Source organism: Geodermatophilus sp. SYSU D00708 (genome assembly GCF_054050115.1).
Genome location: NZ_JBJGYS010000030.1, coordinates 17176 through 42536 on the forward strand (window position 1 = coordinate 17176; position 25361 = coordinate 42536).

Consider the following 25361-nt stretch of genomic DNA (forward strand, 5'->3'; position numbering starts at 1 on the left):
GGACCGCGCGGCGCAGGTATCGGGGAGGTCACGGAGCCGCCACACCCGCCACCCGCGGTCGTGGGGTCGCCGGAGGCGATGCCATGATGACCTCGTGACAACGGCTCCCGTGGCGAGCGGCACCTTCGACACCTCCCGGGTGCACTCCCTGACCCGACCGAACATGGTCAGCGTCGGCACGATCATCTGGCTCTCGAGCGAGCTGATGTTCTTCGCCGGACTGTTCGCCATGTACTTCACCGCGCGCGCCCGGGCCACCGAGGGGTGGCCACCGGAGCCGACCGAGTTGAACCTGCCCTACGCGCTGGTCTTCACGATCATCCTCGTGGCGTCCTCGGTCACCTGCCAGCTCGGCGTGTTCGCGGCGGAGAACGGCAACGTCTACGGCCTGCGCCGCTGGTTCACGATCACCTTCGTCATGGGCCTGGTCTTCGTGCTCGGCCAGGCCAACGAGTACCGGGTCCTGGTCGTCGACCACGCGACGACGATCTCCAGCTCGACGTACGGCTCGGTGTTCTACCTGACGACGGGCTTCCACGCGCTGCACGTGATCGGCGGCCTCATCGCCTTCGTCTACTTGCTCATCCGGTCCACCATGGGCCGGTTCACGCCGGCACAGGCGACCTCGGCCATCGTGGTCTCCTACTACTGGCACTTCGTCGACGTCGTGTGGGTCGGGCTCTTCGCCACGATCTACCTGATCCGCTAGGGAACCGGTGTCTTCCACGAACCCGCAGTCCGACGCCCAGCCCGACGCCGAGGCGCCGCGCAGCCGCGCCCGCTGGTCGCGACGTCCCGCTGACGGCACCCCCGCTGCCGCCGCCCGCGCCCGCCGTCGGTCGAAGCACCGCCGCCGCGTGGTCAACGTGGCCGGCCTCATGGCCGCCCTCGTGCTGACCGGCACGCTGTACTCGGCGCTGTCGCCGGCGTACGCGAGCGACGAGGGCACCGCCAGTGAGTCCTCGGCCGAGGCGGCCGGCCGCGAGCTGTACGAGCGCAGCTGCATCACCTGCCACGGCGAGAACCTCGAGGGCGTGGAGAACCGCGGTCCGTCGCTGATCGGCGTCGGCGAGGCGGCCGTCTACTTCCAGGTGCACACCGGCCGCATGCCACTGGTGCGCCAGGAGGCGCAGGCCCCCGACAAGCCGGCCGTCTTCTCCGACGAGGAGATCGACCAGCTGATGGCCTACGTCCAGGCCAACGGCGGCGGCCCGACCCTCCCCTCCGGCGACCTGCGCGACGGCGACCTGGCCCAGGGCGGCGAGCTCTTCCGGCTCAACTGCTCGTCCTGTCACAACTTCGTCGGCGAGGGCGGCGCACTCTCGTCCGGCAAGCGGGCGCCGAGCCTGAACGACACGACCGACATGGAGCTCTACACGGCGATGCTGACCGGGCCGGAGAACATGCCGGTCTTCGGGGACAACCAGCTGACCCCGGAGGAGAAGCGGTCGATCATCAACTACGTCCAGACCATCAAGGCCCAGGCCGACCCCGGTGGTGCGGGCATCGGCCGGCTCGGCCCGGCGGCCGAGGGCGTGGTCATCTGGGTCGTCGGCATCAGCGTCCTGCTCTTCGGGATCTTCTGGATGGGGAGCAAGGCGTGACCGGACCCGCCCGCTCCCGAGCGAACACAACCCAACCAACGCTGACCCCCTGCTGGGGGCACCTCCCGCTTGCGGGGGACGGCGAGGAGGAAGCGTGACCACGCGCGAGACCCGCCCCGGATCCACCGGCGGCGCGGACGCCCCCGGGCCGCACGTCGGCGGTCCGGACGACGACTACACCCCCGAGCAGCTCGCGGCGATGCCGCGGGAGGAGCTCGACCGCCTCGGCGCCAGCTACGACGACGTCCAGGTGCTCCACGTCGACCCGGGCCCCGAGCCCGGCTCGCCGGTGGAGCGGCGCGCCGTCCGTCAGGTCGGCCTCGCGTTCGCCCTGGCCGGCGTGGCCGCCCTCCTCTTCGTGGTCGTCTACGTCGGCTCCGGGTGGTTCCTCCCCGACTGGCACTGGGACATCACCGAGCGCGGCTGGAGCGCCCTGTTCACGCCGCTGCTGGGGGCCCTCATGGGGCTGTCTCTGGCGCTGGTCGGGGTCGGGCTCGTCCTCTACACCAAGAAGCTGCTGCCGCACGAGACGGCGGTGCAGGACAAGCACGACGGCTCCCACTTCGACCGGGTCACCACCGCGGCCACCCTCGTCGGCGGCCTGCACAACAGCGGCCTGGCCCGCCGCAAGCTGATCAGCCGCTCGCTGCTGTTCATGGGCGGCGGTCTCGGCCTGATGCTGCTCATGCCCCTGGGCGGCCTGATCAAGAACCCGAACAAGGGCAACCCGCTGGGCACCACGAGCTGGGCGCAGGGCGTCCGCCTCGTCCGCGACGACGGCACCCCGATCCGTCCCGGCGACCAGGAGCCCGGCTCGATGGAGACCGTCTTCCCGGCGGTCCCCGGCGGCAACCGGGAGTCCGACGCCGCGACGATGCTCTTCCGGCTCCGGCCGGAGCAGGTGGCCGTCGACCGGCCGCGTGCCGGGCAGGACGACTTCGGCTACGGCGACTACGTCGCCTACTCCAAGATCTGCACCCACGCCGGCTGCCCGGTGTCCCTGTACGAGCAGGAGACCAGCCGGATCCTCTGCCCCTGCCACCAGTCGCAGTTCGACATCACGCAGGGCGCCAAGCCGGTCTTCGGCCCGGCCACCCGCCCGCTGCCCCAGCTGCCGATCACGGTCGACGACGAGGGCTTCTTCGTGGCACGCAGTGACTACATTGAGGCTGTAGGCCCCACCTACTGGAACCGGGAGCGCATCTGATGGCTCGCACCGCCACCGCGCCGGGTCTCCCCACGTCGCGGATCGGCAAGGCCGCCGTCGAGTTCGACGACCGCCTGATCGTCGCCGGTCCGCTGCGCCGGACCCTGAACAAGGTCTTCCCGGACCACTGGTCGTTCCTGCTCGGGGAGATCGCGCTCTACGCGTTCGTCATCCTGCTCCTGACCGGCACCTACCTGACCTTCTTCTTCGACGCCTCCATGCGCGAGGTCGTCTACGAGGGCAGCTACGCGCCGCTGCGGGGCGTGGAGATGTCGGCGGCCTACGAGTCGACGCTGGGGCTGTCCTTCGACGTCCGCGGTGGGCTCTTCATCCGCCAGGTGCACCACTGGGCGGCGCTGCTCTTCGTCGCCGCGATCGTCGTGCACCTGCTGCGCATCTTCTTCACCGGCGCCTTCCGCCGGCCGCGCGAGACCAACTGGCTGATCGGCGTCGTGCTGCTGATCCTGGCCATCGCCGAGGGCTTCGCCGGCTACTCGATCCCCGACGACCTGCTGTCCGGCACCGGCCTGCGGATCATGTCGGCGATCATCCTGTCCATCCCGGTGATCGGCACCTGGGCGCACTGGGCGGTCTTCAACGGCGACTACGTCGGCGAGTTCATCGTCGGGCGGCTCTACATCGCCCACGTCCTGCTCATCCCGGCGATCATGCTCGCGCTCATCGCCGTCCACCTGCTGGTGCTGGTCAAGCAGAAGCACACCCAGTTCCCCGGCCCGGGCCGGACCGAGCACAACGTCGTGGGCAACCGGCTCTTCCCGACCTTCGCGGGCAAGGCGACCGGCCTGTTCTTCATCGTGTTCGGTGTCTGCGCCGCGCTCGGCGGTCTCGTGCAGATCAACCCGGTGTGGCTGTGGGGCCCGTACAACCCGGCGCAGGTCTCCTCGGCGTCCCAGCCCGACTGGTACGTCATGTTCCTCGACGGGACGTCGCGGCTGTTCCCGGCCTGGGACCTCAACCTCCCCGGGAACTACACGATCCCGGCGCTGTTCTGGCCGACGGTCGTCGTCGCGGGCATCATCTTCACGGTCCTTGCGCTCTACCCGATGATCGAGCGCGCGCTCACCAAGGACACCGCGTCGCACCACCTGCTCCAGCGCCCCCGCGACGTGCCCGTGCGGACGTCGCTGGGCGTCATGGCCCTCACGTTCTACGTGGTGCTGCTGCTCTCGGGCGGCAACGACGTCATCGCCGACAAGTTCGACATCAGCCTGAACGCGATGACCTGGGCCGGCCGCATCGGCATCATCATCCTGCCGCCCATCGCGTACGTGCTGACCTACAGGATCTGCCTCGGCCTGCAGCAGCACGACCGCGAGGTGCTCGAGCACGGCATCGAGACGGGCGTCATCCGGCGGCTGCCGCACGGTGAGTTCATCGAGGTGCACCAGCCCCTCGGTCCGGTCGACGACCACGGCCACGGCCTGCTGGCCTACGGCGGCGCTCCGGTGCCCAAGCGGATGAACCAGGTCGGTGGCGCCCGCCGGGCCATCCGCGGCTTCTTCCGCCCCATCGAGGAGCCGGCGCGGGTCGAGCTCGAGCAGCAGCACGAGGAACACGGCCTGGCCGCGGCCGAGGCCGACCGGGAGCTCACCGCTTCCGGGCGTCCCTCCGAGGGCGGCCGGCCGCAGGAGCCGCGCGACTGACCGCAGCGCACCACCACGAAGGGCCCCGACGGATCTTCCGCCGGGGCCCTTCGCGTTGCCGGGTACCGGGTGGGCGGACCGGCTCCGGCCCCGGTCAGGACCCGCTCCCGACCCGCCCCTCGACCGCCGTCGCACCGGCTGGGAGCGCTCCTGCCGCCTGGGACCGCCGTGGCCGGGCTCTCGGTCTCCCTGACCGTCCGCGCGCGCCGAGAGCCCCAGTGAGCCGCTTCCCACCCCGCGCCGGCCCACGGACATCCCGCGCCGCCGCGTACACCGACGCTCCGCTGTCGGTGCAGCCGGTCCCCTAGCCCGTCTGTGGCGCCGGTCGCCCGGCCCGGGCGGAGCCCACCGCCCCGCCCGTCGGTCCTGGGCCACCCGCGCAGTGCCGCGGCCCCTCCGGCGGCTCCCGGGTCCGGACGCGGTGGAGCGCACGACAGGGGCGTGCCCACGCCCCTGTCGCGGTCGTCGGCGCGGACACAGCCGGTCCCGTGGCGTGACCGCGCCGGTGAGGGCGGTGTCCTCCCCATCCCGGGGACGGGCCGCGCGGGAAACGACGAGGGCCCCTCCCCGCCGGAACGGAGAGGGGCCCTCGTGGAAGGCGCGGGGAGCGTCAGCCGTGCGCGTTCTGCCCGACGTAGTACTCGAACAGCAGCCCGCCGATGGTGATCAGCAGCGCTGCGGCCGCGATCGCGATGAGCCAGGCGTAGAAGAAGGCCAGGGCGACACCCATCAGGCCGGCCGACAGCGCGATGCCGAAGGGCCAGTAGCTGCTGGGGCTGAAGAAGCCGAGCTCACCGGCGCCGTCGGCGATGTCGGCGTCCTTGCGGTCCTCCGGGCGGGCGTCGATGCGGCGCGACACGAACCAGAAGAACCCGCCGATGAGGAACGTCAGGCCACCGGAGAGCACGAGCGCCGTGGTGCCGATCGGCTCGCGGGCCCAGAACCCGTAGACCACCGCCATCGCGATGCAGAAGACCCCGATGACGTTGAAGATGAGCGCTTCGACCTTCACGGCCGTCCCTCCTGGTGCGTGGTGGAGCCCTGGCGGGAGCGCCGGTCAGCCATCGGCCCGCTGGGGGTCGCTGACGGTGTCCCAAGCCGAGGTCGTCTGGGCCTCACCGGGCTGGCCGATGCTCTCCAGCGCGTCGAAGGTGCTCAGCCCCGACTCGCGGGCGGCGAGGTACGCGTCGTAGTCCGTCGGCGAGACGGCGCGCACCTCGAAGTTCATGTACGCGTGGTACGTGCCGCACAGCTCGGCGCAGCGCCCGACGAAGGCGCCCTCCTCGCGGATGGTCACCTCGAAGACGTTGTCGCGGCCGTTCTCGTTGCCCGGGATGACGTCGAGCTTGAAGAGGAACTCCGGCACCCAGAACGAGTGGATGACGTCGGCCGAGGCGACCTCGAACCGGATGGTCTCGTCGGTCGGCAGGACGAGGATGGGGATCTCGTCGGTGCTGCCCACCGTGTTGACCGGCTCGCCGTCCTGCCCGGTGGTCTCGGGGTAGACGAACTGCCAGTTCCACTTGAAGGCGTTCACCGCGACGGTCACGTCGGGGTCGTCACTGCGCTCCTGGACCCGGTTCTGCGTCACGACGGTGAAGAAGAACAGCCCGGCGATGATGAGGAACGGGATGATCGTGTAGACGATCTCCAGCGGCAGGTTGTACGCCGTCTGCTTGGGGAGCTCGTCGCTGCGCTTCCGGTGGGCGACGACCGACCAGAGGATGAGCGCCCACACCAGGATGCCGATGACGAGCGCCGCGATGACCGACCAGATCCACAGGTCACGCATCGCGAAGGCCTCGTCGGTGATCCCGTTGGGCCACCCCCAGCGCCAGAACTCGTTGTTGGGCGTGCACCCGGTGAGGGTGGCCACCCCCAGGAGACCGAGCGCGGAGCCCCGCGCGAGCCTGCTGCCTCGAGCCACTGCTCGCTGCCTCCTCGTTCCCCGCCCCGACTCCCGGGACGGTCTCTCCCGGCCCGCCGTCCACCGGTACGCGGCGGACGACTCCTGTGCCGACCACAGTCTGCGGCGAGACTATCCGACCCCGCAGCGCGGCCGACCACCGGAGACGGGGTCCCGGCGGGTCGCGCCGCCCGGGGGCCGGACGGCGGTGCCGCGGGGCTCCTCCCGACGCCGACGACACCGTGGTGAGCCCCCTCACCGCCGACCCCGCGGGCAGGGTCGCGGCGGTTACAGTCGAGGCCGTGTGGACCCGGCTGCTGACCCCCAGGTGGGTGTTGCTGCACCTGCTGGTGGCCGCACTGTTCGTGGCCACCTTCTTCCTCGGCTACTGGCAGCTGACCAAGGCCGAGGCGGGCGGCGGCGCGGTGAACTGGAGCTACGCCCTGCAGTGGCCGCTGTACGGGTTCATGGGGCTGTTCTTCTACATCCGCATGGTCCGGGACGAGCTGCGGCGCGACCCGGACGAGGACGAGCCGGGCAACGCCTTGGTCCTGTACCAGCGGCCCCGGATCGACACGACCGGCGATCCGGAGCTGGCGGCGTACAACGCCTACCTCGCGGAGCTGAACGCGAAGGCGCTGGGCCAGCGGAGCACCGATGGCCGCTGAGCAGACCCGTTCACCCAGCCCACTCCCCCGCGCTCTGGCCCGCCGCGTCGGGCAGGGCGTCCCCGCAGCCCTCCTCCGGTACCGCGTCATGGCCTGGATCGTCGGTCTGCTGCTGATCGCCCTGATCCTCGTCGCGGTGCCCATCAAGTACCTCGGCGGCGTCGACGAGCCGGTAGCCGTCATCGGGACGCTGCACGGCTGGCTCTACGCCATCTTCTTCGTGACCGCCTGCGACCTGGCCCTCCGCGCCCGCTGGACGCTCAAGGGCTCGGTGCTCGTGCTGGTCGCGGGCACCATCCCGATCCTGTCCTTCGTCGCCGAGCGGATCGCGACCCGCAAGACCCGCGCCGGCGAGCGCGTCTGACCCCGTCCCGGCCCCGCGGCCGGGACTCGAGCCGACCCCCGGAGACCTGCGCCTCATGTGCGGCCTGCTGGCCTACCTGTCCACCGACGCCGACCGGGTCGGCGACTCCCACGTGACGGGCGTCCAGGACGCCCTGCACTGCCTGCACCACCGCGGGCCCGACGACACCGCGGTGTGGTCGGACTCCCGCGTGGTGCTCGGCTTCAACCGGCTGTCGATCATCGACCTCGAGGGCAGCCCGCAGCCGCTCCCCTACGCCGGGGACCGCTACCGGATCCTGTTCAACGGCGAGATCTACAACTACCTCGAGCTGCGCGAGGAACTGGCCGCCGCCGGCGCGGAGCTCACCACGCACGGCGACACCGAGACCATCGTCGCCGGCTACCACCTGTGGGGTCAGGACGTCGTCCGCAGGCTGCGCGGCATGTTCTCCTTCGTCATCTGGGACACCTCCACCCGGACGGCGTTCGGTGCCCGCGACCCCTTCGGCATCAAGCCGCTGTTCACCGCCCGGCTCGCCGACGGCGGGCTGGTCTTCAGCTCGGAGAAGAAGGCCGTGCTGGAGATGCTGGGCGGCAGCGAGGCGGCCGGCGGGGTGGACCCGGCGTCGCTCCAGCACTACCTGACACTGCAGTACGTCCCCGAGCCGGCGACGCTGCACCGGGGCATCCGCCGCATCGAGAGCGGCACCAGCTTCACCGTGGTGGACGGCGAGCTGCACACCAGCCGCTACTTCCACCCGGCCTTCCGCCCGCAGCCGGTGACCAAGGGCCGGGAGCAGGACCTCTACGACCGCATCGCCGCGGCCCTCGACGAGTCGGTCGCCAAGCACATGCGCGCCGACGTCACCGTGGGCTCGTTCCTTTCCAGCGGCATCGACTCCACCGCGATCGCGGCGCTGGCCCACCGGTACAACCCCGACCTGCTCACCTTCACGGTGGGCTTCGAGCGGGAGTCGACGTCCGAGGTGGACATCGCCGCGGAGTCCGCGGCCACCCTCGGGGTGAAGCACGTGCCGGTGGTCATCGACGCCGAGCAGTTCGCCGCGGCCATCCCCGAGGTGGTCTGGTACCTCGACGACCCGGTCGCCGACCCGGCGCTCGTGCCGCTGTACTTCGTGGCCCGCGAGGCCCGCAAGCACGTCAAGGTGGTGCTCTCCGGCGAGGGCGCCGACGAGCTCTTCGGCGGCTACACGATCTACCGGGAGCCGCTGAGCCTGGCCTGGGCCGAGCGGCTCCCGCAGTTCGCCAAGCGTGCGATGGCCGGCGTCTCCGGGCGGCTGCCCGAGGGGATGCGCGGCAAGGACCTGCTGCGCCGGGCGTCGATCCCGCTGGAGGAGCGCTACTACGGCAACGCGCGGAACTTCTCCCCCGCCGAGCTGGCCGCACTCATGCGCGGCCACGACGCGGACCTGTCCCACGTCACGGTCACCGAGGACCTCTACCGGCAGACCCGCGAGGCCGGCTACGACGACGTGACGGCCATGCAGTACGTCGACCTGTTCACCTGGTTGCGCGGGGACATCCTGGTCAAGGCCGACAAGATGACCATGGCCAACTCCCTCGAGCTGCGGGTGCCCTTCCTCGACCCCGAGGTGTTCGCGCTGGCCAGCACCATCCCGCTCGACGAGCGCGTCCCGCGGGGCGGCTCCGGGGACCGGGCGGGGGCCACCAAGTACGCGCTGCGCCGCGCGATGGAGCAGATCGTCCCGCCGTCGATCCTGCACCGGCGCAAGCTCGGCTTCCCCGTGCCGACGGCGGACTTCCTCGCCGGCCCCCTGCACGAGTGGGCGCGCGAGATGGTCGTCGCCAGCCAGACCGACGAGTGGCTCGACCGCGCGCACGTCCTCGGGCTGCTCGACCGGCTGCGCCAGGCGGAGGTGCCCAGCAAGCGCATCGCCCGCCAGGTGTGGGAGGTGCTGGTCTTCATGGTCTGGCACGGGATCTTCGTCGAGGAGCGGATCCGCCCGGAGATCCCCGAGACCGTCTACCCGGTCAGGCTCTGAACACGACAGTGCCCGGTCCCCGAGAGGGACCGGGCACTGTGTCGTTCAGTCGTGGCGGCTCAGTGGAAGGAGTCGCCGCAGGCGCAGGAGCCCTGCGCGTTCGGGTTGTCGATCGTGAAGCCCTGCTTCTCGATCGTGTCGACGAAGTCGATCACGGCGCCACCGAGGTAGGGGCCGCTCATCCGGTCGACGATGACCTCGACGCCACCGAACTCGTAGGTCTGGTCGCCGTCGAGGAATCGCTCGTCGAAGAAGAGCTGGTAACGCAGGCCGGAGCAGCCGCCGGGCTGGACGGCGATGCGCAGCCGCAGGTCGTCGCGGCCCTCCTGGTCGAGCAGCGCCTTGACCTTCGAGGCGGCGGGGTCGCTCAGGATCACGCCGGTCGCTGCGGTGTCCTGCACCGTCATGTTGGTTGTCCTCCCACGTTCGAGGGTGCCTGCTGCGGCACGTCCTGCAGCACGTCAACACCGCCGGAGCGGAGCGTCTTCCCACTGTACGGCGCGGATGCCCGCAGGAACCGGGGACGACGGAGGTCACACGTAGACTCGGGGCGTGAAGCTCCGCCTGCCCGGGCGCAAGGACCGCGCCGAGACCGCGCCCGCCGCCGACGACGACCTCGCCACCCAGCTGGTGAAGGCCTCCGGCAAGGGCCGGCCCACACCCAAGCGCAGCGAGGCCCAGGGTCGCCGTCCCGGGCCTCCCCCGCCGCCTCCCACCACGCGCAAGGAGGCCTACAAGCGGATGCGCGAGCAGCAGGCCGCCCAGCGCACCGCCGCCCGCTCCGGGGCGCTGCGCGGCGATGACAGCTACCTGCCCGTCCGCGACCGCGGTCCGGTGCGCAAGCTCGTGCGCGACGTCGTCGACGCCCGGCGCAACGCCGGCAGCTTCTTCCTCGTCGTGGCCGCGCTCGTGCTGGCGGGCTACTTCATCCCCAACCCCGCGGTGCAGAGCTACACGGTCTTCGTGTGGTTCCTCTTCTTCCTGGTGATCATCGTCGACTCGGTCTTCCTCGGCCGGCGGATCAAGAAGAAGGTGCTCGAGCGCTTCCCGGGCCAGGACCACAAGATGCGGGGGCTGATCTGGTACGGCGTCAGCCGGGCCACGATGGTCCGCCGCTGGCGCTTCCCCAAGCCCGAGGTGGCACTCGGCGCCGACGTCTGACGGCCCCGTCCGGAGGCTCGCGCCGAGCCCGCGAGGCGTGAGGAGGACGGGTCCTTATAGCGTCGGGATCCGTGGAATTCCGACGACTGGGCCGTTCCGGCCTGACCATCTCCGCGATCGCCTACGGCAACTGGCTCACGCACGGCGGCCAGGTCGAGGAGGACGCCGCACACGCCTGCGTGCGGGCCGCCCTCGACGCCGGCATCACCACGTTCGACACCGCCGACGTCTACGCCGGCACCCGCGCCGAGTCGGTGCTCGGCCGGGCGCTGGCCGGTCAGCGCCGCGAGGGCCTGGAGGTCTTCACCAAGGTCTACTGGCCCACCGGCCCCGGACAGAACGACCGCGGGCTGAGCCGCAAGCACATCGTCGAGAGCTGCCACGCGTCGCTGCGCCGGCTGCAGACCGACTACGTGGACCTCTACCAGGCGCACCGGTACGACCCCACGGTGCCCCTGGAGGAGACGATGACCGCCTTCGCCGACCTCGTGCGGGCGGGCAAGGTCCTCTACATCGGCGTCTCCGAGTGGCGCGCCGACGAGATCGCCGCGGGTGCCGCCCTGGCGCGCGACCTTGGCGTCCAGCTGATCAGCAACCAGCCGCAGTACTCGATGCTGTGGCGGGTCATCGAGGACGAGGTCGTCCCCACCTCCGAGAAGGAGGGACTGTCGCAGATCGTGTGGTCGCCGCTGGCGCAGGGTGTGCTCACCGGCAAGTACCTGCCCGGTCAGCAGCCCCCGAGCGACAGCCGCGGCGGGCACGCGGAGGCCGGCGGGTCGATGCAGCGGTTCCTCCGGGACGACGTCCTGACCCGCGTGCAGGAGCTGCGGCCGATCGCCGAGGGCCTGGGCCTGTCCATGGCCCAGCTCGCAGTGGCCTGGGTGCTGCAGAACGAGAACGTGGCCGCCGCGATCATCGGCGCCACGCGGCCGGAGCAGGTGCAGGACAACGTCCAGGCGGCCGGGGTGCGGCTGGACGCCGACGTCCTGGCGCGGATCGACGAGGTGCTCAGCGACGTCGTCGAGCGCGATCCCGCCAAGACCGCCCGCGGCTGACGCCGCTGCGGAGTGGGAGGGCGCGGATCACGCGTCCCTCCCACTCCGCATCAGGTGGCGGCCAGCCCCATCGGGCCGTAGACCTCCTGGTCGCCGTCGAAGAGCGTGACCGTGGCCACGCCGCGCTCGAGCAGCACCCGCCAGTGCTCGCCGAGCCACGACTCCGCATCGCCCTGGTTCTCCGAGTCCGGGACGACGACACCCACCGACTCCGCGTCGACCTCCGCCCCCGAGGGGTCCTCCAGCCGCCAGTACCAACCCATGCCGCCGAGGCTAGTGACCCGGCCGGCCGTTGCCGGAGTGCGACCCGACCCCGGGTTACCCCGGCCAGCGTCGCGGGCATGTGGAGTCATCGACCGTCCAGACCAGGACCGGAGGACCGATGACCCAGCCCGCCACGGGTGCGACCCGCGCGACCGCACCCCCACCCACCCCCGAGGACGCCTCGACCGGCCAGCTCATCGGCCAGCTCACCGAGCAGATCTCCCGGCTGGTCCGCGACGAGGCCCGGCTCGCACAGGCCGAGGTCACGCAGAAGGCCAAGCGGCTGGGTGTCGGCGCGGGCCTGTTCGGCGGCGCGGGGCTGTTCGCCTTCCTCGGCGCCGCCGCCATGGTGGCCACCGCGATCCTCCTGCTGGACCTCGCGCTGCCGGCCTGGGCGGCGGCGCTGATCGTCACGGTGGTGCTGTTCCTGGTCGCCGGCGTCCTGGCCCTGGTCGGCAAGAAGGACGTGCAGAAGGCCACGCCGCCGGTGCCGACCCAGGCGATCGCGAGCACCAAGGCCGACATCGCGACGGTGAAGGAGAGTGCACGCCGGTGAGCACCCCGACCAGCTCCGGGGCGGACGACACCGCCCCGCGCGACCCCGACGCCATCAAGGCCGACATCGAGGCCACCCGCGAGCAGCTCAGCCGCACCGTCGACGAGCTCTCGCACCGCCTCGACGTCCCGGCCCGCGCCCGGGAGGGCGCCTTCCGCGCCCGGGACACCGCCGTCGAGACCTACCGCGAGAGCCCGCCCACCGTCATCGGCGCCGGCGCCGGCCTGGCCTCCCTCGTCGGGCTGGTCCTCTGGCGCAGTAGGACCAAGGACCGCCGGAAGGCGGCGCGAGCGGCCAGGCGTGAGGTCAAGGCCGTGGCCGCACGCCGCGCCGCCGCTCAGAAGGCCGCCCGCAAGGCAGCGGCGAAGAGGTCGAAGGAGGCCCGCCGGGCCGCCAAGGCCAAGCAGGCCCGCCGGGCCGCCAAGGTGAAGAAGGCCCGCCGGGCCGCGAGGAGGACGAAGTGAGCAGCAAGGGAGCCAAGCTCGTCTACCGCCCGATCGGCCTGCTCGGCGGCATCCTCGCCGGCGTCGTGTCCGGCGCGATCTTCAAGCAGGTGTGGAAGCGGGTCTCCCACGAGGAGGACGCACCCGACGCCCTGCAGAGCGAGTACCGGATGCGGGAGGTCGTGCTCGCCGCCGCCCTGCAGGGCGCGATCTTCGCAGCGACCAAGGCCGCCATCGACCGGCTCGGTGCCCGCGGGTTCACCAAGCTGACCGGCAGCTGGCCGGGCGACTGACGTGTCCGGCACCCGATCACACGACAGCGCGGTCGACCGCATCCGCCAGCGGGTCGAGGAGAAGGCGGCCCGGCGAGCGGCCGCGGCCGAGGCCGCCCGTCAGGGCACCGGACAGGGCAGCGGGGAGCGCGGCCGCCCCGACCCCGCTCCCGGGGCACACGGTGGCCTCGACGAGCGGTCGCTGCCGGGGATCAACGCGGAGAAGCCGACCCAGATCCCGCTGCGCGGCTGGAAGCAGGTCGTCAAGCGGGCCTGGGCGGAGAACAAGGCCGACAACATGCCGATCATCGCCGGCGGCGTCGCCTTCTTCGGCTTCCTGGCGATCTTCCCCGCGCTGATCGCCGCGATCTCGCTGTACGGCCTGGTCGCCTCTCCGGAGACGGTGGCCCAGCAGGTCGAGGACCTCTCGGCGCAGTTGCCGGAGAGCGCCTCGGACACCATCGGGACCCAGCTCAACGCCGTCGTCCAGAACAGCGGCGGCGCGCTGACCGTCGGGCTGATCGTGTCCATCCTCGCGGCGCTGTGGAGCGCCTCCGGCGGTGTCGGCAACCTGATGACGGCGGTGAACCTGGCCTACGACGAGGTGGAGACCCGCGGCTTCGTCAAGCAGAAGGCGGTTTCGCTCCTGCTGACCTTCGGCGCCATCGTCTTCGTCCTGGTCGCGTTCGCGCTGCTCGCCGTCGTCCCGGCGGTGCTCGAGGCGCTGCCCCTGGGGGTGGTGGGGACCATCCTCGCCCAGGTGGTCCGGTGGGTGCTGCTGCTCGCCGTCTTCGCCGGCGGGCTGGCCGTGGTGTACCGGGTCGCGCCCGACCGCGACGCGCCTCGGCTGCGCTGGGTGAGCCTGGGGTCGATCTTCGTCACCATCGTGTGGGCGATCGTCAGCGTGGGGTTCAGCTTCTACGTCGACAACTTCGGGTCCTACAACAAGACCTACGGTGCGATCGCCGGCGTCATCGTGTTGATGCTGTGGCTGTACCTCACCTGTTACCTGGTCCTGCTCGGTGCGGAGATCAACTCCGAGGCCGAGCACCAGACGGCGCAGGACACCACCTCCGGGGAGCCGCGGCCGATGGGCGAGCGCGACGCGGTGGTCGCCGACACCCTCCCCGAGCGGCCCGAGCCGACCAAGGAGGACAAGGACCCGACGCGCAGGTAGCCGGCGCCCCCGTCCCGCCTCTGGACGGGGAGCCTGGCTCAACGCACGTGCGAGGGCACGAAGGGCGGCCGCACGACCTCCACGGCCTGCGGCCGCCCGCGCACGTCCACGGCCAACTCGGCGCCCTCGGCGACCCCGGCGGCGGCGTCCAGCAGGGCGAGGGCGATGCCGGTCCGCAGCGTCGGGGAGAACGTGCCGCTGGTGACCTCGCCGACCCGCGAGCCACCGGCGTCGAGGACCGCCATCCCCGGCCGCGGGATCCCCCGGCCGGTGGCGCGCAGTCCCCACAGCAGCCGCGCCGGGCCGCGCTCCTTCTCCGCCACCAGCGCCTCGCGACCCCAGAACGCCGGCTTGTGCCACCCGACCGCCCAGCCCGCGCGGGCCTGGCTGGGCGTGATGTCGGGCGAGAGCTCGTGCCCGTGCAGCGGGTAGCCCATCTCGGTGCGCAACGTGTCGCGGGCACCGAGGCCGCACAACCGCAGGCCCTCGTCCCGGCCGACGTCGACCAGCACGTCCCACAGCTCGCCGGCCCGCTCGGCGGAGACCAGCAGCTCGTACCCGTGCTCGCCGGTGTAGCCGGTCCGGCACACGGTCACCTCGGCCTTCCCCCCACCGGTGCCGGTCACGAAGGACATGTACGCCAGCTCGCCGGGCAGGCCGAGGAAGGACAGCACCTGCGCCGACTTCGGACCCTGCACCGCCAGGACGGCGACCTCGGTGTGCCGGTCGGTGACGGTCACCCCGGCGGGCGCGGCGTCGGTCAGCCGGGCCACCACCTCGGCGGCGTTGGCGGCGTTCGGCACCAGCAGGACGTCGTCGGGCCCGTGCAGGTAGGCGATCAGGTCGTCGACGACGCCGCCGGCCCGCGGGTCGCCGTCCGGCAGGCAGCACATCGTGTACTGCGCCTGTCCCCGGCCGATGCGGGACAGGTCGTTGGTCAGGCACGAGTCCACGAAGGCGGCCGCGCCCGGCCCGCGCACGGTGACCGTCCCCAGGTGCGAGACGTCGAACAGCCCGACCCCGGTCCGGACCGCCTCGTGCTCGGCCAGCACACCGCCGCCGGCGTACTCGATCGGCATGGTCCAGCCACCGAAGTCGGCCATCTTGGCGCCGGCCGCGAGGTGCCGTTCGTGCAGAGGGGAGGTCCGCGGGGTCACGCTCGGCACGCTAGCGCCCGTCACGGGTACCGGGCGGCCCCTGTCGCAGGGCCCGCGCCGAGCCTGCGAGGCGGGGGGGCACGGCGGCCCCGTGCAGGGGCCCGCGCCGAGCCTGCGAGGCGTGGAGGGCACGCGGCCCCTGTGCAGGGGCCCGCGCCGAGCCTGCGAGGCGTGGGGAGCACGGGGGTCCTTCTAGGATCGAGCGGTGCCGCCGACGATCACCGCCACCGACCGCCCGCTCGAGAAGCTCTCTGCCGACGCCGTCGTCGTCGGCGTCGGCAAGGGCCCCGACGGCCCGCTGCCCACCCCCGGTGCGGAGGCCGTGGACCGGTTGCTCGGTGGCCGGCTGCTGCCGGCGCTGGCCGACCTCGGGGCCCGGGGCGGGGAGGACGAGGTGACCCGCGTGGCCGCCCTCGGGCAGGGCTCGTTCCCCGTCGTCGCCGCGGTGGGCCTGGGCGCACCCGAGGCCGCGGGGGGCTACCCCGCCGAGGCGGTCCGTCGGGCCGCGGGCGCGGCCAGCCGCGCCCTGTCCGGCCGCGGTTCGGTCGTCAGCCTGCTCGCGGCCGTCGGGGGGACGCCGGACGAGCTGCGCCTGCACGCCGTCGGGGAGGGCCACCTCCTCGGGGCCTACGAGTTCACCGCCTACAAGTCCGCCCTCGACGGCCGGCCCACCCCGCCGCGGGAGTTCGCCGTCGTCGTGCCCGCCGCCGGTGAGGCCCGGGCCGCGCTGGCCCGCGCCCGCGCCGTCGCCGACGCGGTGACCCTGGTCCGCGACCTGGTCAACACCCCACCGAACGACCTCTTCCCGGCCGAGCTCGCCGACCGCGGCGCGGCCGCCGGGAAGAAGGCGGGGCTCAAGGTCGAGGTGCTCGACGAGCAGGCCCTCGCGGCCGGGGGCTACGGGGGCATCCTCGCCGTCGGTGGCGGCTCGGTGCGCAAGCCCCGCCTGCTGCGGCTGACCTACTCCGGCAAGAAGGCGCGCAAGAAGATCGCCCTCATCGGCAAGGGCATCACCTTCGACAGCGGCGGCCTGTCGATCAAGCCGGCGCTGAACATGCACCACATGACCAGCGACATGGCCGGCGCCGCCGCCGTGATCGCCACCGTCTGCCTGGTCGCGGAGCTCGGCCTGCCGGTCGAGGTCACCGCCACCGTGCCGATCGCGGAGAACCTGCCCAGCGGCACGGCCTACCGCCCGGCCGACGTGGTGACCTTCCGCAACGGCAAGAAGGCGGAGATCACCAACACCGACGCCGAGGGCCGCGTCGTCCTGGCCGACGCGATCGCGCGCGCCGCCGAGGACTCCCCCGACCACCTGCTGGAGACCTCGACCCTCACCGGGGCGCAGCTGGTCGCGCTCGGCACCCGCACCGCGGGCGTCATGGGCAGCGACGACCTCCGCGACGCCGTCGTGGCCGCCAGCCGCCGCAGCGGTGAGCCGATGTGGCCGATGCCGATGCCGGCCGAGCTGCGCAAGGGCATCGACTCCCCCGTCGCAGACTTCGTCAACGCCAACCTCGACCGGATGGGCGGCATGCTGGTCGGCGCCCACTTCCTGGCCGAGTTCGTGCCGGCCGGGCTGCCGTGGGCGCACATCGACATCGCCGGGCCCAGCTACAACACCGGCGCGCCGTGGGGCTACACGCCCAAGGGCGGCACCGGCGTCCCCGTGCGCACGCTGCTGGCGACGATCGAGGACCTCATCGCCGAGTGACGACGCCGGCCGCGGTCCGAGATCCCGGGCCGCGGCCGGTCCCGCTCCCCGCCCGTGCCGCCGCTCAACCGCGGCCGTCGCGCTGGCGGGACGACCAGTCGCGCATGCGCTGGGGGTAGCCGGTGACCTGGGCGTCGTACACCGGGACGCCGAGGTCGCGGGACAGCCGGCGCGCGGTGTCGGGGCCGTCGATCCGCCGCCGGGTCCACTCACCGTCGGCGGCGACCAGCACGATCGTCGTCTCGGTGACCGCGGTGCGGGGCTCCACGTAGCCCTCCACGCCGCGGCGGGTGGCGACGAACTGCTCCAGGTGGGCGAGGTCCGCCCGCGCGGCGCCGCGGTCCAGGGTGGCGGGCCGGCCTCCGTCGCTGCGCCGTGCCCGGTTGCGCTTCCGCCCGAACAGCCCCATCCGTCCTCCTCGTGCCCCGAGGCGCCCGCCTCGCGCCGCGACGTCCGCGCTGGCAACGGTGCTCTCGGCCTCCGCGTTCCCGGAGTGGCAGGATGAGCCATGGACCATCCCCCGTCCGTGTGTACGGCCGGGACACCAGCATTCGAGGAGATCTCGTGAGCGCACCCACCTCGCCCGCCGACCTGGTCATCCTCGGTGGTGGCTCGGGTGGCTACGCCGCCGCGTTGCGTGCGGCCGAGCTCGGCATGTCCGTCGTCCTCATCGAGCGCGACAAGGTCGGCGGCACCTGCCTCCACCGGGGCTGCATCCCCACGAAGGCGCTGCTGCACGCCGGTGAGGTCGCCGACCTGGCCCGCGAGGGCGAGCAGTTCGGCGTGAAGACGTCCCTGGCCGGCATCGACATGGACGGCGTCAACAGCTACAAGGACGGGGTCATCTCCCGGCTGTACAAGGGGCTGCAGGGCCTGATCAAGAGCCGCAAGATCACCTACGTCGAGGGCGAGGGCCGGCTGGTCTCGCCGACCGCCGTCGAGGCCAACGGGCAGCGCTACGAGGGCAAGCACGTCCTGCTCGCCACCGGCTCCTACGCGCGCTCGCTGCCCGGCCTCGAGATCGACGGCAACCGGGTCATCACCAGCGACCACGCCCTGAACATGGACCGGGTGCCCGCCTCGGCGATCATCCTGGGCGGCGGCGTCATCGGCTGCGAGTTCGCCAGCGCCTGGAAGTCCTTCGGCGTCGACGTCACCATCATCGAGGCCCTCCCCCACCTGGTCCCGCTCGAGGACGAGGCCTCCTCCAAGCTGCTGGAGCGTGCCTTCCGCCGCCGCAAGATCGGGTTCGAGCTGGGCAGCCGCTTCTCCGGCGTCCAGAACACCGAGAACGGCGTCAAGGTCTCCCTGGAGAACGGCAAGGAGTTCGAGGCCGAGCTGCTGCTCGTCGCCGTCGGCCGCGGCCCGGTCAGCCAGGGCCTCGGTTACGAGGAGGCCGGGGTGGCCATGGAGCGCGGCTACGTCCTCGTCGACGAGTACTGCCGCACCAACGTGCCCACGATCTCCGCCGTCGGCGACCTGATCCCGACCCTCCAGCTGGCCCACGTCGGCTTCGCCGAGGGCATCCTCGTCGCCGAGCGGCTGGCCGGGCTCAACCCCGCGCCGATCGACTACGCCGGCGTCCCGCGGATCACCTACTCCGACCCGGAGGTGGCCTCCGTCGGCCTCACCGAGGCGCAGGCGAAGGAGAAGTACGGCGAGGTCAAGGTCCTCAACTACGACCTCGGCGGCAACGGCCGCAGCCAGATCCTCAAGACCGCCGGTGCCGTCAAGCTCGTCGCGGCCGTCGACGGCCCGGTCCTCGGCGTGCACATGGTCGGCAGCCGGGTGGGCGAGCTCATCGCCGAGGCCCAGCTGATCTACAACTGGGAGGCAGAGGCCGACGACGTCGCCAGCCTCATCCACCCGCACCCGACGCAGAGCGAGGCCCTCGGCGAGGCGCACCTCGCGCTGGCCGGCAAGCCCCTGCACGTGCACGGCTGACCCTGTTCCACACCCCACCCACCCAGCGCGAGAAGGAGCCCTCCCCCGATGCCGACGTCCGTCACCATGCCCGCCCTGGGCGAGAGCGTCACCGAGGGCACGGTCACTCGATGGCTCAAGCAGGAGGGTGAGCAGGTCGAGGCCGACGAGCCCCTCCTCGAGGTGTCGACCGACAAGGTCGACACCGAGATCCCGTCGCCGGCCGCCGGCGTGCTGAGCAAGATCCTGGTCGCCGAGGACGAGACCGTGGAGGTCGGCGCCGAACTGGCCATCATCGGCGGGGACGGCGACGGTGCCGCGTCCGGTGGCCCGGCCTCGGCCGAGGACGCCGACACGACGCCGCAGACCCCCGTCGAGCAGGTCCAGGACGCGGGCCCGGCTGCCGAGCCGGAGGCCCAGCCGGCCGAGCCGGCGCCCGCGCAGCCCGCCGGCGACGGCGGTCAGGGTGGCGGTGAGGGCACCCCGGTGACCATGCCGGCGCTCGGCGAGAGCGTCACCGAGGGCACGGTCACCCGCTGGCTGAAGTCCGTCGGTGACGAGGTCACCGCGGACGAGCCGCTGCTCGAGGTGTCGACCGACAAGGTCGACACCGAGATCCCGGCCCCGGCCTCCGGCACGCTGCTGTCGATCTCGGTCAACGAGGACGAGACCGTCGAGGTCGGCGCCCAGCTGGCGGTGATCGGGTCGGCCGGCGCCTCCGGCGGCGGGGCTCCCGCCCCGGCGCCCGCGGCCCCCGCCCAGCAGCCGGAGCCCCAGCAGCCGCAGCCTCGGGCCCAGGAGCCCGAGACGGCGAAGCCCGCCACCGAGACCCCCGGTGCGGACTACGGCTCCAGCGGTGCCCTGCCTGCGCAGTCGCCGACGTCGGCTCCCTCCCCCGCGGCCGCGGTCGCTCCCCAGGCCCCGGCCTCCGCGCCGGCAGCCCCGGCGGCCGGTGGCGACGGTGGCGGTCAGTACGTCACCCCGCTGGTGCGCCGCCTGGCCGCCGAGCGTGGCGTGGACCTGTCCTCGGTCTCGGGGACGGGCGTGGGCGGCCGGATCCGCAAGCAGGACGTCCTCGCCGCGGCCGAGCAGGCCGCCGCCCCGGCTCCCGAGGCCGCTCCGGCCGAGGCCGGCCGGGCCGCGCCCAAGCCGTCGCCCGCGGCCATGCCGGACACCTCGCTGCGCGGCCGCACCGAGAAGCTCTCCCGGCTGCGGTCGGTCATCGCCCGGCGGATGGTCGAGTCCCTGGCGGTCAGCGCCCAGCTGACCACGGTGGTCGAGGCCGACGTCACCGCCATCGCGCGGCTGCGGGACCGGGCCAAGCGGGACTTCGAGGCCCGCGAGGGCGTCAAGCTGTCCTTCCTGCCGTTCTTCGCCAAGGCGGCGGTCGAGGCGCTCAAGGCCCACCCGGCCGTGAACTCCTCGATCGACCTCGAGGCCGGCACGGTGACCTACCACGACTCCGAGAACCTCGGCATCGCGGTGGACACCGAGCGCGGCCTGCTGGTGCCGGTCATCAAGGACGCCGGTGACCTCAGCCTCGGCGGCCTGTCCCGCAAGATCGCCGACCTGGCCGAGCGGACCCGCACCAACAAGGTCACCCCGGACGAGCTCGGTGGCGGCACGTTCACGCTGACCAACACCGGTAGCCGGGGCGCGCTGTTCGACACGCCGATCATCAACCAGCCGCAGGTCGCCATCCTCGGCACCGGCACCGTGGTGAAGCGCCCGGTCGTCGTCCAGGACCCCGACCTCGGTGAGGTCATCGCGGTCCGGTCGATGGTCTACCTCGCGCTGACCTACGACCACCGGATCGTCGACGGCGCCGACGCCGCCCGCTTCCTCGGCACCGTGAAGGAGCGGCTGGAGGCCGGTCAGTTCCACGGCGAGCTCGGCCTCGCCTGATCCATCCCGATCGGGGCCCCGGCGACCGCCGGGGCCCCGATCGCGTTCCGGCACCGTGTGCGGAGGAGACAGATGAAGGTCGCGGTCACCGGCTCCTCCGGGCTGATCGGCTCCCAGCTGGTCACGCTCCTGCGCGCTGACGGGCACGACGTCCTGCGGCTGGTCCGGCGCACGCCACGGACCGCCGACGAGCACCGGTGGGACCCCCAGCACCGGCGGATCGACCCGGCGCTGCTCTCCGACGTCGACGCGGTGGTGAACCTCGCCGGCACCCCGATCCGCCCCCGGCCCTGGACCTCGGGCTACAAGGAGCAGCTGCGGACCAGCCGGCTGGACAGCACGAGCACGGTCAGCCGGGCCCTCGCCGACGCCGTCGCGGCCGACCCGGGCCGACCGCGGGTGTTGCTGTCGGCGTCCGGGGTGGGCTACTACGGCGACACCGGCGACCGCACCGTCGACGAGGACGCGCCCGCGGGCAGCGACTTCCTGGCCCGGCTCTGCGTCGAGTGGGAAGCGGCGACGGCGCCCGCGGCCGAGGCCGGGGTCCGCGTGGCGCAGCTGCGCACGGGCCTGGTCGTCGGCCGGGGTGCTCCACTGGTGCGGATCCTCGGCACGGTCTTCCGGGCAGGTCTGGGCGGCCGGATGGGCTCGGGTCGGCAGTACTGGCCGTGGATCGGCCTGACCGACGAGGTCGCGGCCATCCGGTTCCTGCTGACGGCGGACGTCTCCGGTCCGGTCAACCTCACCGGCCCCACTCCCGTGACCAACGCCGAGTTCGTGCGGGAGCTGGCGAGCGTGGTCCACCGACCGGCGGTGCTCCCTGTCCCCCGCCTGGCGCTCTCCCTCGCGCTGGGCGAGTTCGGCCGCACCGGCGTGCTGGCCGGCCAACGGGCCGTCCCCGCGAAGCTCACGGCCGCCGGGTTCCGGTGGACCCACCTCGATCTCGAGTCGGCGCTGCGCGCGGCCCTCGACCGGGGCTGAGCTCACGCGGTCCGCTCCGCCCGCTCGATCCGCCAGCCCCGGTCGGTCTCCCGCAGGACCATCCGCACGCTCGCCTCACCGCGGCCCTCCACCGTCCGCAGCGCCGGGCCCTCCTGCTCCGCGGCCGCGACCACCTCGTAGGCCGGCCACCGGTCGACGACGTCCAGCGTCACCGCGCCCTTGGCCGGCTCATCCGCCAGCGAGGCCCGCACCACCACGGGGGCGAAGCCGCGCAGCCGCTCCCCCGCGGCGTCCAGGGCCGTGACGGTGTCCCGGTCGGTGGTGAGCAGCGCGCTGCCGGCGACGTGGACCCGGTCGAGCAGCTCGGCCGACCCCGTCCGGAACGCCGCTGCCCGGGCGGCGTAGAGGCCGCCCAGCACCTCGGTCCACTCCTCGTCCGACGTCGGGTGCGCCGTCCCCTGGTCCGGTGCGGTCCCCTCGGTCGGGGTCCCGGCCGTCGGGTTCGAGGTCGCCGCCCGGCCGGCGAGCTGGGCCGGGGCCGCCGCGGGCGAGGGACCCGAGGGCTCGCCCCACGACCCGCCGAGCCACAGCACCAGGCCCAGGACGGCGACGACGACGGCCACGCCCCCGGCCGTGCGTGCCGTCGCGCCGCCGGCTCGCAGCCGTGCACGGACGGCGGCACCCGGAACGCGGCGCGTCCGGCCCGACTGCCCCTCCGGCTCGGGAGGACGGCGGTGCCGGCCGGGGACCTGGTGGGTCAGCTCCGTCCGCGGACCCCGGCCGGTCCGTCCCAGGTCCGCGTCGGCGACCCCGGGAGCCGGCAGCCGCACCGGCTCCGGCCGGCAGGCGTGCCGCAGGTCGAGAGCGAACGCCGCCGCCGAACCGCGCTCGTGCGGCTCGGCCGACAGCCCTCGCGCGATCACCGCCCGCAGCTCCGGCGGGGCCTCCGGTGCCAGCTCGTCGAGGTCGGGCAGCCGGCCGGTCGCGGCCACCCGCAGCGTGTCGGCCGGGGTGGCGGCGTTCCACGGGGCGACGCCGGTCAGCGCGTGGAACGCCGCCGCGGCCACGCCGAAGACGTCCGACGCCGGGCCCGGTGCACCACCGCGGGCGACGGTGGGGTCGACGTAGGCGGGTGTCACCTCGGCCGCGGCGTCCTCTCCCAGGACCCGAGCCACCCCGAGGTCGGTCAGCACCGGGCGGCCCTCACCGGTGAAGACGATGTTGCCGGGTGACAGGTCGCCGTGCACGACCCCGCGGTCGTGTGCGTGCGCGAGCGCGGCCGCCACCGGCGCGATCGCGGTGACCACCTCCCCCGGGCGCAACCGACCCCGCCGGGCGAGGAGCGCGGCGAGGCTGCCCCCGGCGAGCAGATCGAGCACGAGCGCCACGCGGGGCTGGCCGCCGCGCCGGGGTTGGTGCACCACCTCCACCAGCCGGACCAGGTGCGGGTGGTCGAGCTCGCCCAGGAGGGTGGCCTCGCGCGCCTGGCGCTCGGGGTCGCCTGCGACGAGGACCTTCACCGCGACCGGGTCGCCTCCGCTGCGCGGTACGGCCTGCCACACCTCGCCGGACCCGCCGCGGCCCAGCAGCTGCTCGAGCCGGTACCCGGGGACGATCGGGGCGTCCGCTGGTCCGCGCGCGGGGAGGGGCGAGGGGGTCGGCATGGCGGGCACCGTAGGCGGCCGGACACGGTGCCCGCCGGCCTTGTCCACAGGCCCGTGGGCCCTCCACAGCCACCGGTCCCGCCGAGTGGCCCACGGCGGAACGGCCTAGGTTCGACAGGCGCCCCCTGCCGTCCGTCCCCGCGAGGAGCTGCCCGACCGTGCCCGCCGCCGCGCCGACCATCCTCGCCACCAGCATCGGGTTCGACTCCCGCGGGCGGGGGCCCTACGACTGGGCACCCGGACCGGTCTTCGACCTCGCCGTAGAGCTCGCCGGGGCGCCGGAGCGGCCGAGGCTCTGCTACCTGGGCACCGCCACCGGGGACGACCCGGTGCGGCTGGCCGGCGTCTACGGCGCCTTCGCGGGCAGCGGCGTCGAGGTCAGCCACCTCAGCCTGTTCACCATGCCGACGGTGCCCGACGTGCGCGCCCACCTCCTCTCCCAGGACGTCGTCTGGGTCGGCGGGGGCAGCGTGGCCAACCTGCTGGCGGTGTGGCGGGTGCACGGCCTGGACGAAGTGTTCCGCGAGGTGTGGGAGGCCGGCGTCGTCCTGGGCGGGGTGTCGGCCGGGTCGCTGTGCTGGCACGTGGGCGGGACCACCGACTCCTTCGGCCCCGACCTGCGCCCGGTCACCAACGGGCTGGGGTTGATCCCCACCTCCAACGGGGTGCACTACGACACCGAGGAGCAGCGTCGGCCGCTCTACCACCGACTGGTGGCCGACGGCACGCTCCCGCCCGGCCACGCGACCGACGACGGGGTGGGGCTGGTCTACCGGGGCACCGAGCTGGTGGAGGCGGTCGCCGACCGTCCGGGTAAGGCCGCCTACCGGGTGGACCGAGGGCCGGACGGCGCCGCCGTCGAGACCCGCATCGAGCCCCGGCGGCTGCGCTAGGAACGGCCCTCCCGCAGGGGCCGCCGCGGGCTGGCGAGCGGTGAGGGGCCGGAGGGTCCGCCAACTACCCTGGGAGCCGTGAGCGCGCTCGAGGTCCTCCGGCTGGGTCTGATCGACTACGAGGAGGCGTGGGCGCAGCAGCGGGAGCTGCACGCCCGCGTCGTGGAGGGCACCGCCGCCGACACCCTGCTGCTGCTGGAGCACCCGCCGGTCTACACCGCCGGTAAGCGCACGTTGCCGCACGAGCGGCCGTTCGACGGCACGCCGGTCATCGACGTGGACCGCGGCGGCAAGATCACCTGGCACGGTCCCGGTCAGCTGGTCGGCTACCCCATCGTCCGGCTGGCCGACCCGGTCGACGTGGTGGCCCACGTCCGGCGCCTGGAGGCGGCCCTCATCGAGGTCTGCGCCGGCCTGGGCCTGGCCACCGAGCGGGTCGAGGGGCGCAGTGGCGTGTGGGTGCGTGCCGACGAGCGTGGCCCCGACCGCAAGGTGGCGGCGATCGGCGTCCGGGTGGCGCGCGGCGTGACGATGCACGGGTTCGCCCTCAACTGCGATCCGGACATGGCGGCGTTCGGGAACATGATCCCGTGCGGGATCGTCGACGCCGGCGCCACGTCGCTGAGCGCCGAACTGGGCCGCGACGTCACCGTCGCCGAGATAATCGACCCCGTCGAGGCCGCGATGCGGCAGGTACTGACCCCCGCCGAGGTCCCCGCGGCCTGAGCGCGTACCTCGCCGTGCGCCCGGATCGCGACCTGCACGGTGTCCCGGCCACCCGGCCACGGTCGGTCACCGGACCACTCGCCTTCGCCCG

The 25361-nt window shown here is 73.2% G+C and carries 26 protein-coding genes; 19 read left to right on the plus strand and 7 right to left on the minus strand.

The genetic code is table 11. The features are described from left to right. Positions 1-94 precede the first annotated feature (94 nt). The 4 genes from ctaE (at position 95) to qcrB (ending at position 4475) form a co-directional block, all read left to right on the plus strand. Complete coding sequence (gene ctaE / locus ACI79D_RS20585) at positions 95-709, plus strand: aa3-type cytochrome oxidase subunit III (RefSeq protein WP_456920346.1); 615 nt, start codon at positions 95-97, stop codon at positions 707-709. 7 nt (positions 710-716) lie between these two features. After that, positions 717-1604 carry a cytochrome bc1 complex diheme cytochrome c subunit gene (qcrC, locus tag ACI79D_RS20590; protein ID WP_456920347.1) on the plus strand — a complete coding sequence of 296 codons (888 nt, stop codon included), beginning with the start codon at positions 717-719 and terminating at the stop codon, positions 1602-1604. A gap of 94 nt (positions 1605-1698) precedes the next feature. Next, positions 1699-2811, plus strand: coding sequence for a cytochrome bc1 complex Rieske iron-sulfur subunit (gene qcrA / locus ACI79D_RS20595; RefSeq protein WP_456920348.1), 1113 nt, complete (start codon positions 1699-1701; stop codon positions 2809-2811). Beyond that, the gene (qcrB, locus tag ACI79D_RS20600) at positions 2811-4475 is read left to right on the plus strand and encodes a cytochrome bc1 complex cytochrome b subunit (protein WP_456920350.1); all 1665 of its coding nucleotides are present in this window, start codon (positions 2811-2813) and stop codon (positions 4473-4475) included. Before qcrA ends, qcrB begins: the two co-directional genes overlap by 1 nt. 610 nt (positions 4476-5085) lie before the next feature. Here qcrB and ACI79D_RS20605 read toward each other — a convergent pair. Beyond that, entirely contained in the window at positions 5086-5487 is a 402-nt protein-coding gene (locus ACI79D_RS20605; protein ID WP_456920351.1) for a cytochrome c oxidase subunit 4, read from the minus strand. 45 nt (positions 5488-5532) lie between these two features. Beyond that, a complete protein-coding gene (gene ctaC, locus ACI79D_RS20610; RefSeq protein WP_456920352.1) occupies positions 5533-6402 on the minus strand; it encodes an aa3-type cytochrome oxidase subunit II in 870 nt (289 codons plus the stop codon). Positions 6403-6683: 281 nt separating this feature from the next. Here ctaC and ACI79D_RS20615 point away from each other — a divergent pair, with 281 nt between their 5' ends. From ACI79D_RS20615 to asnB, 3 genes are read left to right on the plus strand one after another with little or no spacing between them, the layout of a single operon-like run. Beyond that, positions 6684-7049: a metalloprotease gene (locus ACI79D_RS20615; protein WP_456920353.1), complete on the plus strand. Its 366-nt coding sequence runs from the start codon at positions 6684-6686 to the stop codon at positions 7047-7049. After that, positions 7039-7413 carry a DUF3817 domain-containing protein gene (locus tag ACI79D_RS20620; RefSeq protein ID WP_456920355.1) on the plus strand — a complete coding sequence of 125 codons (375 nt, stop codon included), beginning with the start codon at positions 7039-7041 and terminating at the stop codon, positions 7411-7413. The genes ACI79D_RS20615 and ACI79D_RS20620 overlap by 11 nt, the downstream gene beginning before the upstream one ends. Before the next feature lie 55 nt (positions 7414-7468). Further along, a complete protein-coding gene (gene asnB / locus ACI79D_RS20625) occupies positions 7469-9418 on the plus strand; it encodes an asparagine synthase (glutamine-hydrolyzing) (protein WP_456920356.1) in 1950 nt (649 codons plus the stop codon). A gap of 59 nt (positions 9419-9477) precedes the next feature. On the opposite strand, the gene ACI79D_RS20630 is transcribed toward asnB, so the two are convergent. After that, a complete protein-coding gene (locus ACI79D_RS20630; protein ID WP_456920357.1) occupies positions 9478-9825 on the minus strand; it encodes a HesB/IscA family protein in 348 nt (115 codons plus the stop codon). A gap of 145 nt (positions 9826-9970) precedes the next feature. Between ACI79D_RS20630 and ACI79D_RS20635 the strand changes: the two genes are divergently transcribed. Both ACI79D_RS20635 and ACI79D_RS20640 read left to right on the plus strand, forming a co-directional pair. Then, positions 9971-10579, plus strand: a complete 609-nt coding sequence (locus ACI79D_RS20635) for a DUF3043 domain-containing protein (RefSeq protein ID WP_456920358.1) — start codon at positions 9971-9973, stop codon at positions 10577-10579. Between the two features lie 71 nt (positions 10580-10650). Then, positions 10651-11634 (plus strand): aldo/keto reductase family protein, encoded by a 984-nt coding sequence (locus ACI79D_RS20640; RefSeq protein WP_456920359.1) that lies wholly within the window; start codon positions 10651-10653, stop codon positions 11632-11634. A gap of 50 nt (positions 11635-11684) precedes the next feature. Here the strand turns inward: ACI79D_RS20640 and ACI79D_RS20645 are convergent, their stop codons facing one another. Beyond that, positions 11685-11897, minus strand: coding sequence for a hypothetical protein (locus tag ACI79D_RS20645; protein WP_456920360.1), 213 nt, complete (start codon positions 11895-11897; stop codon positions 11685-11687). 119 nt (positions 11898-12016) lie between these two features. Between ACI79D_RS20645 and ACI79D_RS20650 the strand changes: the two genes are divergently transcribed. From ACI79D_RS20650 to ACI79D_RS20665, 4 genes are read left to right on the plus strand one after another with little or no spacing between them, the layout of a single operon-like run. Next, positions 12017-12454, plus strand: a complete 438-nt coding sequence (locus ACI79D_RS20650) for a phage holin family protein (protein ID WP_456920361.1) — start codon at positions 12017-12019, stop codon at positions 12452-12454. Next, positions 12451-12918, plus strand: a complete 468-nt coding sequence (locus ACI79D_RS20655; RefSeq protein ID WP_456920362.1) for a DUF3618 domain-containing protein — start codon at positions 12451-12453, stop codon at positions 12916-12918. The genes ACI79D_RS20650 and ACI79D_RS20655 overlap by 4 nt, the downstream gene beginning before the upstream one ends. After that, entirely contained in the window at positions 12915-13190 is a 276-nt protein-coding gene (locus tag ACI79D_RS20660; protein WP_456920363.1) for a DUF4235 domain-containing protein, read from the plus strand. The genes ACI79D_RS20655 and ACI79D_RS20660 overlap by 4 nt, the downstream gene beginning before the upstream one ends. Position 13191: 1 nt before the next feature. After that, a complete protein-coding gene (locus tag ACI79D_RS20665; protein WP_456920364.1) occupies positions 13192-14346 on the plus strand; it encodes a YihY/virulence factor BrkB family protein in 1155 nt (384 codons plus the stop codon). Positions 14347-14384: 38 nt separating this feature from the next. On the opposite strand, the gene gcvT is transcribed toward ACI79D_RS20665, so the two are convergent. Then, positions 14385-15503, minus strand: coding sequence for a glycine cleavage system aminomethyltransferase GcvT (gene gcvT, locus ACI79D_RS20670; RefSeq protein WP_456920365.1), 1119 nt, complete (start codon positions 15501-15503; stop codon positions 14385-14387). 205 nt (positions 15504-15708) lie between these two features. Here gcvT and ACI79D_RS20675 point away from each other — a divergent pair, with 205 nt between their 5' ends. Then, positions 15709-17217 carry a leucyl aminopeptidase gene (locus tag ACI79D_RS20675; RefSeq protein ID WP_456920366.1) on the plus strand — a complete coding sequence of 503 codons (1509 nt, stop codon included), beginning with the start codon at positions 15709-15711 and terminating at the stop codon, positions 17215-17217. Positions 17218-17281: 64 nt separating this feature from the next. Here ACI79D_RS20675 and ACI79D_RS20680 read toward each other — a convergent pair whose 3' ends face one another. Further along, entirely contained in the window at positions 17282-17626 is a 345-nt protein-coding gene (locus ACI79D_RS20680; protein ID WP_456920368.1) for an oxidoreductase, read from the minus strand. Between the two features lie 155 nt (positions 17627-17781). Between ACI79D_RS20680 and lpdA the strand changes: the two genes are divergently transcribed. From lpdA to ACI79D_RS20695, 3 genes are all read left to right on the plus strand, one after another. After that, entirely contained in the window at positions 17782-19161 is a 1380-nt protein-coding gene (gene lpdA / locus ACI79D_RS20685) for a dihydrolipoyl dehydrogenase (RefSeq protein WP_456920369.1), read from the plus strand. 48 nt (positions 19162-19209) lie between these two features. Then, positions 19210-21045 carry a 2-oxoglutarate dehydrogenase, E2 component, dihydrolipoamide succinyltransferase gene (sucB, locus tag ACI79D_RS20690; RefSeq protein ID WP_456920370.1) on the plus strand — a complete coding sequence of 612 codons (1836 nt, stop codon included), beginning with the start codon at positions 19210-19212 and terminating at the stop codon, positions 21043-21045. A gap of 72 nt (positions 21046-21117) precedes the next feature. Continuing rightward, positions 21118-22026, plus strand: a complete 909-nt coding sequence (locus ACI79D_RS20695) for a TIGR01777 family oxidoreductase (RefSeq protein ID WP_456920371.1) — start codon at positions 21118-21120, stop codon at positions 22024-22026. A 2-nt stretch (positions 22027-22028) separates the two neighbouring features. Here ACI79D_RS20695 and ACI79D_RS20700 read toward each other — a convergent pair whose 3' ends face one another. Beyond that, complete coding sequence (locus ACI79D_RS20700; RefSeq protein WP_456920372.1) at positions 22029-23651, minus strand: protein kinase domain-containing protein; 1623 nt, start codon at positions 23649-23651, stop codon at positions 22029-22031. Positions 23652-23809: 158 nt separating this feature from the next. On the opposite strand from ACI79D_RS20700, the gene ACI79D_RS20705 reads away from it, so the two are divergent. Together ACI79D_RS20705 and lipB are read left to right on the plus strand one after the other, a co-directional pair. Continuing rightward, complete coding sequence (locus ACI79D_RS20705; RefSeq protein WP_456920374.1) at positions 23810-24544, plus strand: Type 1 glutamine amidotransferase-like domain-containing protein; 735 nt, start codon at positions 23810-23812, stop codon at positions 24542-24544. A gap of 78 nt (positions 24545-24622) precedes the next feature. Beyond that, positions 24623-25270, plus strand: coding sequence for a lipoyl(octanoyl) transferase LipB (gene lipB, locus ACI79D_RS20710; protein ID WP_456920375.1), 648 nt, complete (start codon positions 24623-24625; stop codon positions 25268-25270). The last annotated feature ends 91 nt before the right edge of the window (positions 25271-25361 follow it).

Bases quoted from the DNA above. Each gene is read 5' to 3' on its own strand.
- ACI79D_RS20680 (WP_456920368.1), bottom strand. From the start codon at position 17,626: ATGGGGCTGTTCGGGCGGAAGCGCAACCGGGCACGGCGCAGCGACGGA.
- sucB (WP_456920370.1), top strand. From the start codon at position 19,210: ATGCCGACGTCCGTCACCATGCCCGCCCTGGGCGAGAGCGTCACCGAG.
- ACI79D_RS20645 (WP_456920360.1), bottom strand. From the start codon at position 11,897: ATGGGTTGGTACTGGCGGCTGGAGGACCCCTCGGGGGCGGAGGTCGAC.
- ACI79D_RS20650 (WP_456920361.1), top strand. From the start codon at position 12,017: ATGACCCAGCCCGCCACGGGTGCGACCCGCGCGACCGCACCCCCACCC.
- qcrB (WP_456920350.1), top strand. From the start codon at position 2,811: ATGGCTCGCACCGCCACCGCGCCGGGTCTCCCCACGTCGCGGATCGGC.
- ACI79D_RS20620 (WP_456920355.1), top strand. From the start codon at position 7,039: ATGGCCGCTGAGCAGACCCGTTCACCCAGCCCACTCCCCCGCGCTCTG.
- ACI79D_RS20700 (WP_456920372.1), bottom strand. From the start codon at position 23,651: ATGCCGACCCCCTCGCCCCTCCCCGCGCGCGGACCAGCGGACGCCCCG.
- ACI79D_RS20695 (WP_456920371.1), top strand. From the start codon at position 21,118: ATGAAGGTCGCGGTCACCGGCTCCTCCGGGCTGATCGGCTCCCAGCTG.
- ACI79D_RS20630 (WP_456920357.1), bottom strand. From the start codon at position 9,825: ATGACGGTGCAGGACACCGCAGCGACCGGCGTGATCCTGAGCGACCCC.
- asnB (WP_456920356.1), top strand. From the start codon at position 7,469: ATGTGCGGCCTGCTGGCCTACCTGTCCACCGACGCCGACCGGGTCGGC.